Origin of the sequence: Achromobacter insuavis, assembly GCF_902859645.1 — a bacterium.
Lineage (GTDB): Bacteria > Pseudomonadota > Gammaproteobacteria > Burkholderiales > Burkholderiaceae_B > Achromobacter > Achromobacter insuavis.
In genome coordinates this window covers 1-9,284 of sequence record NZ_CADIJR010000133.1, presented here as the reverse complement: position 1 = coordinate 9,284, position 9,284 = coordinate 1, and the positions used below count along the sequence as shown (strand labels likewise).

Annotated in this window: 7 protein-coding genes; 1 reads left to right on the top strand and 6 read right to left on the bottom strand. The window is 70.9% G+C overall.

What is annotated here, in order from left to right:
* The 6 genes from H0523_RS30765 to H0523_RS30740 all read right to left on the bottom strand — a co-directional run.
* Positions 1-845: MFS transporter (locus H0523_RS30765; protein WP_180180272.1), on the bottom strand; the 845-nt coding region annotated here is incomplete at its 3' end.
* Positions 846-889: 44 nt separating this feature from the next.
* Entirely contained in the window at positions 890-1,297 is a 408-nt protein-coding gene (locus tag H0523_RS30760; RefSeq protein WP_231689765.1) for a cupin domain-containing protein, read from the bottom strand.
* Between the two features lie 63 nt (positions 1,298-1,360).
* Positions 1,361-3,493, bottom strand: coding sequence for a TonB-dependent siderophore receptor (locus H0523_RS30755; protein WP_156350000.1), 2,133 nt, complete (start codon positions 3,491-3,493; stop codon positions 1,361-1,363).
* Between the two features lie 179 nt (positions 3,494-3,672).
* A complete protein-coding gene (locus H0523_RS30750) occupies positions 3,673-5,805 on the bottom strand; it encodes a TonB-dependent siderophore receptor (protein ID WP_180180271.1) in 2,133 nt (710 codons plus the stop codon).
* 202 nt (positions 5,806-6,007) lie between these two features.
* On the bottom strand, positions 6,008-6,886 hold the full coding sequence (locus H0523_RS30745; protein ID WP_231689766.1) for a helix-turn-helix transcriptional regulator: 879 nt from the start codon (positions 6,884-6,886) through the stop codon (positions 6,008-6,010).
* A 28-nt stretch (positions 6,887-6,914) separates the two neighbouring features.
* Complete coding sequence (locus H0523_RS30740) at positions 6,915-7,916, bottom strand: GlxA family transcriptional regulator (protein ID WP_054430252.1); 1,002 nt, start codon at positions 7,914-7,916, stop codon at positions 6,915-6,917.
* A gap of 155 nt (positions 7,917-8,071) precedes the next feature.
* On the opposite strand from H0523_RS30740, the gene H0523_RS30735 reads away from it, so the two are divergent.
* On the top strand, positions 8,072-9,284 hold a 1,213-nt coding region (locus H0523_RS30735; protein WP_180180270.1), incomplete at its 3' end, for an MFS transporter.

The following is a 9,284-nucleotide window of genomic DNA, read 5'->3' as shown; positions in this document are numbered from 1 at the left end:
GCCAGCGCCGCCGCGCCCGAGGCCGCCAGGCCAAGCGCCAGCGCGCCGCGCGCGCCGATGCGTCCGACCAGCCAGGCGCCGCCGCCGCAGCCCAGCAGCACGGTCACCGCGCCCCCGGCCATGCCGAGCCGTCCCACCGCCTCCACCGCCCAGCCCGCGTCCACCAGGAACAGCTTGGACAGGCCATAGCCCGCCACCGCCGTCATCGCCGACAGGAACGCCGCCAGCGCCAGCGCCCAGCCGCCCGGCCGGCGCGCGAAGCCGGCCAGCGTGGCGCGCCGGACGGCGGCGGGCAGCGCGGTTTCGCGCCAGCCCGACGCCATCAATAGGCTGAACGCGACCACCGCGGCCAGCAGCGCCAGCGCGCCGCCCTGCCCCAGCCAGCCCGCCAGCACCAGGCAGCCCGGCCCGCCGGCGAAAAAGCCGATCATGGTGCCGCCCACCTGCACCGCGTTGGCGCGCGCCAGCGCCTGGCCCTCGAAGCGCTCGGCGGTCAGGCCGTCGGTGGCGATGTCCTGCGTGGCGCTGGCCAGCGAGGCCAGCGCCATCAGCGCCACCACCCACGGCGCGCTGGCCGCGGACACGCCGGTCACGGCCACCGCCGCCAGGCACGCCAGCACGATGCCCTGCATCGGCAGGATCCAGCTGCGGCGCCGGCCCAGCGCCGGCCGGTAGCGGTTGTCGACGACCGGCGCCCACAGGAATTTCAACACCCAGGGCAGCCCCACCAGCGGCAGCCAGGCCAGCGCGTGCAACGGCGCGCCGTCGCGCCGCAGCAGCGTCGGCAGCGCCTCCATCGCCACCCCCAGCGGAATGCCCTGGGAAAAATAGAGCGCGCCGATCATGATGAACAGGCGCGCATTCGCGGTTTGCTTCACGTCGATTTCCTTCAAGCTTGCGTTGCCGCGCCCACGCGGCGGTGTTCACTGCCCTGCCCGGGCGTGACGAACAGGATGCGGGCCGGACAGGCCACGTGCAGGCGGTGCCAGACGCCGCGCGGCACCACGGCGCCGCGCCGCGCGTCCAGCAGCACGTCGGTCTCGGCGCCGGCCTCGTCCATCAGCGTCAGCACCACGCGGCCTTCCAGCACACAGAGCATTTCCTCGCCGGCCGGATGCCGTTCCCAGACGTCGCCGTGCACGTCGGCGTCGCTGGCCGCGGCCTTGATGCCGACCAGCCAGCCTTCGTGCGGCGCCAGGCGCCGCAGCCTGCCGATGTCGCGCATGCCGCCATCGCCGGCCAGCGCCATGAAATGATCGAGCCAGTCGAACACTGGCACGGGCGTCGTTGCAGCCACGTTGTCTCTCCTTGAAAAAAGGGATGGACGGCGCGCCCGCGCCATCTATCGATCGCACACCGCTCAGTACTCGGCCCGCAGGGTCAGCATGACGTTGCGCGGTTCGCCGTAGCGGTTGTTCCAGGCCGTGCCCGACAGGCTCTGGTAGTAGCCGCGGTCGAACACGTTGTTGACGTTCAGCGCCGCGGTCAGGTGCTTGTCGACGCGGTAGGCCAGGCGCAGGTCCACCAGCGCGTAGCCGCCCTGGCGCAGCGTGACCGGACCCGACACGGTCGAATAGCCGGACTGCACCTGCAGGCCGCCGCCCACGCTCAGGCGCCGCTGCATCGTCGGCAGCGCATAGTTGGTCCACAGGCGGAAGATGTGCCTGGGCGTGAAACTGGCGAAGGGCTGGCCGCCGGCCTGCGTGTCGGTCAGGTACTTGCTGGTGTTGAAGGTGTAGCCGGCCGCCACCGTCCAGTACGGCGTGATGCTGCCGCTGGCCTCGGCCTCGAAGCCGCGGCTGCGCACCTCGCCGCCCGCCACGTAGTAGCAGTTCTGGCCGACGCAGGGCCAGTCCGGATCCTGCTGCGCGCGGTTCTTCTGGCGGATCTGGAACGCGGCCAGCGATACGTTCAGCGCGCCGTCCATCAGTTCGCCCTTGATGCCGGCCTCGTAGTTGGTGCCGGTGACCGGGTCCAGCCCCTGGCCGTCGCGCGTCAGCTGGCTCTGCGGCTGGAACACCTCGGCATAGCTGCCGTACAGCGACCACTGGCGGTCCAGGTCGACGATCAGCCCGCCGTAGGGCGTGAATTCGGGATCGATGCGCTGGCGCGAACCGGGCGCGTCCTGGTTCCACCAGCTCATGCGTCCGCCCAGCACCAGCGTCAGCGGATCGGCCAGCGAGAAGCGCCCCATGCCGTAGACGCCCTGCTGGCGGGCTCGCGTCTCGCCCGGCGAAGTGTAGGGGCCGACGCCCGGCTCCGGCACGCCATGCGGGTCCCAGTCGAACACGTTCACCGGCACGCGCAGCGCCGGCGTCAGCTGGCCGGTGTACTGCTCGGTCGTGGTGCGCTGGGCATTGCCGCCGAACAGCAGTTCGTGGCGGCGGCCGAACAGTTGCACCGGGCCGCTGACATAGGCGTCGACGCTGGCCTGGGTGTTGTCGAACTTGTAGGCGCCGCCCATCAGCGCCGAGCCCAGGCCGGTCTGGCGGTCGATGGCGCCGTAGGCGCCGGCGTACTTCAGGTTGCTGTCGGCGGTGAGATAGTTGGCGCTGACCTTGGCGCTCCAGCCCTGGCCGAAGCGGTGCTCCAGATCCGCGAACACCCGCGTGGTGTTCCAGTTGAAGCGGTCCCAGGCCGCGTCCAGGTAGGTCGAGCGCTTCAGCCCGATGTCGCCGCCGTCCTTGTAGCGCGGCACGCCCGCCATGTTGGTGGTGGAGCGGATGCGCTGGTATTGCAGGCCGGCCGACAGCACCGTATCCGGGCCCAGGTCGACCTCGCCGATGCCGTAGAACAGCGCCGACTTCTGGTCCGCCACGTCGTAGAAATAGCCGCGGTCCTCGACCGCCGTGACGAGGCGGCCGCGCACGCTGCCGCTGTCGTTGAGCGGGCCGCCCAGATCGGCCTCGGCGCGGTAGCGGTCCCAGCTGCCGGCGCTGAGCGCGCCGCTGAAAGCGAACTCACGCTGCGGCCGCTTGCGCACCAGGTTGACGGTGGCCGCCGGGTTGCCGGCGCCGTGCAGCAGGCCGTTGGCGCCGCGCAGGATCTCGACGCGCTCGTACACCGCCATGTCCTGCGGCGACGCGGCCATGTTGCCCATCAGCACCGGCACGCCGTCCTGCTCGTACGAATCGACCTTGAAGCCGCGGGCGTAATAGGCAGTGGTCAGCAGCTGATAGGGCTGCACCGTGATGCCGGTGGCGTGCTGCATGACCTCGTCCAGGCTTTGCAGGTTCTGCTGCCGCATCTGCTCCTGGCCAATGACCGTGATCGATTGCGGCGTCTCGCGCACCGTCAGCGGCAGCTTGCCCATCGTGGGCGTCTGCGGGCTCGCCGCGGATTCACCGCTGACGGTGACCGCCGGCAGCGTCGCCGCATCGCCCGCCGCCTGCGCCAGCGCCGGCCCCGCCGCCGTCAACGCCAGCCAGACCGGCCAATGACGCGCCCCGCCCTTGCGCGGCCGCGCCGCCCCGTTCCTGAACCTTGATCGCACCGCCGTTCCTCTTTCCTGGTTGTTGAGAATTATTCTCAAACCATTCTAGGGAGCGGCGCGGCGCGCCACTGGCGATTGCGGAAGTCCCGCTATCGATTGCGGAAGTTTTTGCCGGCGAGGCGGCCGGCGCCGGCCAGGGCGTGTCGCGCGACGCGCCCTGACCGGCGCAATGACGGCGGTCAGTACTCGGCGCGCACCGTCAGCATGAAGTTGCGCGGCTCGCCGTAGTAGTTGGTCCAGTTGGCGTCGCTCAGGCGCTGGTAGTAGACGCGGTCGAACAGGTTGTTGGCGTTCAGCGCCACCGTCACGTGTTTGTCGACGCGATAGGCCACGCGCATGTCGGCCAGCGCGTAGCCGCCCTGGCGCAGCGTGATGGTCTTGGCCACGTTGTAGAAGCCCGATTGCACCTGCACCCCCCCGCCCACGCTCAGGCGCCGCTCGAGAGCCGGCAGGGCGTACTCGGTCCACAGACGGAAGATGTGCCTGGGCGTGAAGCTGGAGTAGGGCTGACCGCTGGCGCGCGTGTCAACCAGGTACTTGGTGGTGTTGAAGGTGTAGCCCGCCGCCGCCGTCCAATAGGGCGTGATGGCGCCGGCGGCCTCGGCCTCGAAGCCGCGGCTGCGGACCTCGCCACCGGCGACGGAGGGGCAGCGCTTGCCCACGCACGCCACCGACGGGTCGGCCTGGGACCGGTTTTTCTGCTGGATCTGGAACAGCGCCAGCGACACGTTGAGCGCGCCGTCCATCAGTTCGCCCTTGGCACCGGCCTCGTAGTTGGTGCCGGTGATCGGATCGAGCATCTGGCCGTTGCGATCCAGGTCGGTCTGTGGCATGAACACCTGCGCGTAGCTGCCATACAGCGACCATTGCCGGTCCAGGTCGACGATCAGGCCGCCATAGGGCGTGAACCTGCCGTTGTTGCGCTGGCTCGCTTTGGGCGATTCCAGCCGGCTCCAGTCCATGCGCCCGCCCAGCACCAGCGTCAGCGGATCGGCCAGCGAGAAGCGGCCCATGCCGTACACGCCCTGTTCCCGTTCGCGGTTGACGCCCGCGGACTTGTAGGGGCCAACGTCGTAGCCGGGCACGTCGCGCGGGTGCCAGTTGAACACGTCCATCGGCATGTTCAACTGGGGGCTGGTGACATCGGCATTCAGGTTCTCGTACGAGGTCCGCAGTGAATTGGCGCCGAACAGCAGTTCGTGGCGCCGCCCGAACAACTCGACCGGTCCGCTGACGTAGGCATCGACGCTGGTCTGGCTGTTGTCGTACTGGATGCCGCCCCCAGACAGCCTGGCGCCCAGGCCGGTCTGGCGGTCGATGCCGCCATTGACGGTGAGGTACTTCATCTCGGAATCGGAACGCAGATGGTCGACGCTGATCCGCGCGCGCCAGCCGTGCCCGAAATGGTGGTCCAGATCCGCGAACACGCGCGTGGTGTTCCAGTCCGAACGGCTGCCGGCGGACTCCAGGTTGACAGAGCGTCGCAGACCGATCGGCGCGCCGTCCTTGTAGCGCGGCAGCCCGCCCATGCTAGGCGGCGGATGCGAGCGCACGCGGCTGGTTTGCAGGCCGGCCGACAGCACGGTGTCCGGTCCCAGGTCGACCTCGCCAATGCCATAGAACAGGCCGGTCTTCTCGTTCGCGCTTTCATAGAAGAAGCCGCGGTCGGCCATGACGCCGACAACACGGCCGCGCACGCTGCCGCTGTCGTTCAGCGGCCCGCCCAGGTCGACTTCGGCGCGATAGTTGTCCCAGCTGCCGGCGCTGAGTTCACCGCCGAAGGTGAATTGCCGCTGCGGACGCTTGCGCACCAGGTTGACGGTGGCCGAGGGATTGCCCGCCCCATGCAACAGGCCGTTGGCGCCGCGCAGGATCTCGACGCGCTCGTAGATGGCCATGTCTTCCGGCGCGGCGGCGCGGTTGCCCATCATGGCAGGCACGCCGTCCTGCTCGAAGGATTCGATCTGGAAGCCGCGGGCGAAGTAGGCCGTGGTCAGGTGATGATGCGGCTGCACCGTGATGCCGGTGGCGTGCCGCATGACGTCGTCCAGGGTTTGCAGGTTCTGCTGGCGGATCTGCTGCAGGCCGATCACGGAGATCGACTGCGGCGTCTCGCGCACGCTCAAGGGCAGCTTGCCCAGGGTCGGTTGCGGCGCGGCGGCCGCCTCGCGCTCGCCGCTGACCGTGACCGCCGGCAGCGTGGCCGCGTCCCGGGCGTCGTCGGCCAGCGCCGGCCCCGCCGCCAGCGCCAGCCACAACGGCCAATGGCGCGCCACCGCGATGCGCGCCGTGTTCCTGATGCGTGAACGCATGGGTACTTCTCCCTCTTCAATATTGAGAATTATTCTCATACAATCTCAGGGAGAAACCGCGACGCGCAGGCGTTCGCAAAGCCCTTGCTATGGCATCGCGGAACCTTGCCGGGCAAGGCGCAGGCGGACAGGCCGCCTGGAGCCATGACACGCGCGCTGCGCGTTGCCGCGGGGTGAAACAAGATGACGACAGGAAGCGCGTTCAGCGCCCGGCGGCCAACGCGCTGGGCAGCACGCCGTAGCGGCGCTGGAAGGCCTTGCTGAAGTGCGAGTCGGTGTAGCCGCAGGCGTAGGCGGCTTCCGACACGCTCATGGCGCCGGCGGCGAGCAGCGCGTGCGCCTGCGCCATGCGCTGCTCGCGCACGAAGGCGTAGACGCTGCAGCCGAACAGCTGGCGAAAACCGGTGGTGAGCTTGTTGACGTTGATGCCGGCGCGGCGCGCCAGCGCGGGCAAGGCGGGCGGATGCTGCAGATCGGCCAGCACCAGGTCGCGCGCATGGTGCAGGCGCTCGATGTCGGCGCGCGACAGGCCGGCCGCGGCGGGCGCCGCCGGCGCCGGTTGCAGCGCGGCCAGCGCCAGCGCGGTCAGCTCCAGGGCCTTGGCGGACAGGTACATGCGCTTGAGCGCGCCCTGCATCGGGCAGGCCAGCATCTGCCGGCCCAGCGCCTGCAAGGGCGCCGCCAGCCGCAGGTTGGCATCGGCATAGGCCGCATCGCCGCGCGGCGCGCGCAGCAGCCCCGCAATGTCGGCCGGTTCGAGCGACAGCGATTCGCGCAGATGGTCCAGCGAGGTGCGCAGCGACACGAAGCGCAATGCGCGGCGCGCGCCGAATTCGTGTTCCATGCGCAGCGGGTCGCGGCACAGGCTCAGGTGCAGCGAGGGGCCGCTGACCTGCGCGGCCGGCGCGCCCGGCACGCGATAGCGCAGCTCGCCTTCCAGCACCACGACGAGCTTCAGGCCCGGCGCCAGGTCCTCCAGCATCCGTTCCTCGCGCTCGAAGCGCAAGGTGCCGCCGGCCAGCGACATCGCGGGCGTGGCGGCGGGAACGGTCCAGTCGAGTACAGGGGGCGGGTGGGTCACGGCGGCGGACCCGACGCGGCGAGCCCTTTTATTGAGAGTGAATATTATTACCGTTTTCCGGGCTGTCGCGCCAACCCTGGCTGCGCGCGGCGCGGCGCATGGCTTGCGGCGGCTGGCCGTAGACCCGCAGGAAGGCGCGCCGCATCCGTTCGCTGTCGGTGAAGCCGACCCGCCGCGCCACGCTGTCGATGCTGCCATCGCCGCTTTCGATCTGCGCCCGCGCGGTCTGGGCGCGGATGCGCTCGACCGCCTTGGCGGGCGTCTCGCCGGTTTCGGCCTTGAAGCTGCGCAGGAACTGGCGCGGGCTGACGCAGGCCACCTCCGCCAGGTGTTCCACCGTCAGGGCCGCGCCCAGGTTGCCGCGGATGTGCTCCAGCACCGCGCGCATGCGCTCGCTGTCGGGCGCCAGGTCCTGCAGCGCCGAGAACTGCGACTGGCCGCCCGAGCGCCGGTGATAGACCACCATCTCGCGCGCGGTCTCGGCGGCGACCTCCGCGCCCAGGTCGGCCTCGACCATCGCCAGCGCCAGGTCGATGCCGGCGGTGATGCCCGCCGAGGTCCAGGTGTCGCCGTCGCGCACGTGGATGCGGTCGGCCTGCACGCGGACGGCGGGGTGGTTGCGCGCCAGCGCGGCGGCGTGGCGCCAGTGGGTGGTGGCGCGCAGGCCGTCGAGCAGGCCCGCGGCGGCCAGCACGCGGGCGCCGGTGCAGACGCTGGCCAATCGCCGGCCCGCCTGGCGCTGGGCATGCAGGTAGGCGCGCATGGCGGGGCTGAGGGCGCTTTCGCGCGCGCCCTCGCCGCCGGGCACCACCAGGGTGTCCACCGGCGCGCCGCGCCACGGCGTGGTCAGCACGCCGATGCCGCAGGAGCTGCGCACCTCGCCGCCCGCTTCCGATACCGCTTGCACGGCGTAGGCTGGCGCGCCCGCGCGGCGCGCCAGCGAGCCGGCGGTCTGGAATACGGCGGCGGGGCCGGACATGTCGAGCAGCTGGAAATCGGGCACCAGCAGGAACGTTACGGCGTGGGTCATGGGAGGGCCGAGGGGGATTGGCGTTTATCGAGGGAATTATGTCATTTACGCCAAAGTGTGCGCCGCTAGAGTGAGCCCTGTCAAACCGCAATCCCCGGCCTCGCGCCGTGGGCGGCGTGTTCGACCCATCCTTCACGTCCTCGCTCCGAGTCCTCATGCCTGCCTCGCCTTCCCTGGCCATCGGCCGCCGCAACGCCCGCATCCTGGCCGTATGCCAGGGCCTGTTCATCGCCGCCATCTCGATCGACCTGACGCTGACGGCCCTGACCGGCCACATGCTGGCCCCCGACAAGGCGCTGTCCACCCTGCCCTTCGCGCTGATCACGGTGGCCGGCGCGCTGGTCACCTGGTTCGCCTCGCTGCTGATGCAGCGCATCGGCCGCCGCAACGGCTTCGCGCTGGGCGCGCTGGCCGGCGCGGCGGGGGGTGGCATTTCGGTATGGGCGGTGTTCCATTCGGACTTCTGGATGTTCTGCGCCGGCACCGCGCTGGTCGGCGTGTTCCAGGCGTTCGCCCAGTACTACCGGCTGGCGGCGGCGGACGCGGTCGAGCCGGCCGCCAAGAGCCGCGCGATTTCGGTGGTGATGACCGGCGGCGTCATCGCCGCGATCGCCGGCCCGGCGCTGGCGGCCTGGAGCCGCGACCTGTTCGCGCCGGTGACCTTCGCCGGCGCCTACCTGATGGTGGCGTTGCTGGCGCTGCTGTCCGCCGCCCTGCTGTTCGGCTTCTACCGCGATACCGACGCGCCCGCGGCGGCGGCCGACGCGCAGGCCGGCCTGCCGGCGCGGCCGCTCGGCGAGGTGGCGCGCCAGCCGGTGTTCGTCGCCGCGCTGGCCAACAACGTGGTGGGCTCGGTGTCGATGATGTTCATCATGACCGCCGCGCCGCTGGCGGCGGTGGCCTGCAGCCACAGCATCGGCGACGGCGCCAACATCATGCAGTGGCACCTGGTGGGCATGTATGCGCCGGCGTTCTTCGCCGGCACGCTGATCCAGCGCTTCGGTCTGCCGCGGGTGCTCGGCGCGGGCATGCTGCTGAACGTGGCCTGCTCGCTGATCGCGATGGCCTCGCCCTCGCTGCCGGCGTTCTACGCGGCGCTGTTCTGCCTGGGGGTGGGATGGAACTTCATGTTCGTGGGCGGCACCACGCTCTTGGCGCAGTCGTACCGGCCGTCGGAGCGCGCCCGCGCCCAGGGCGCGGCGGAGATGCTGCGCTACGCCGCCACCGCCCTGGCCACGCTGGCGGCCGGACCGGCGCTGGACGCGTTCGGCTGGGAAGCCCTGAACGCGGCCATGCTGCCGGTGGTGCTGGCCGCGGGCCTGATGACCTGGCACTGGGCGCGCGGTTCGGCGCGCGCCGCCGCGGCCG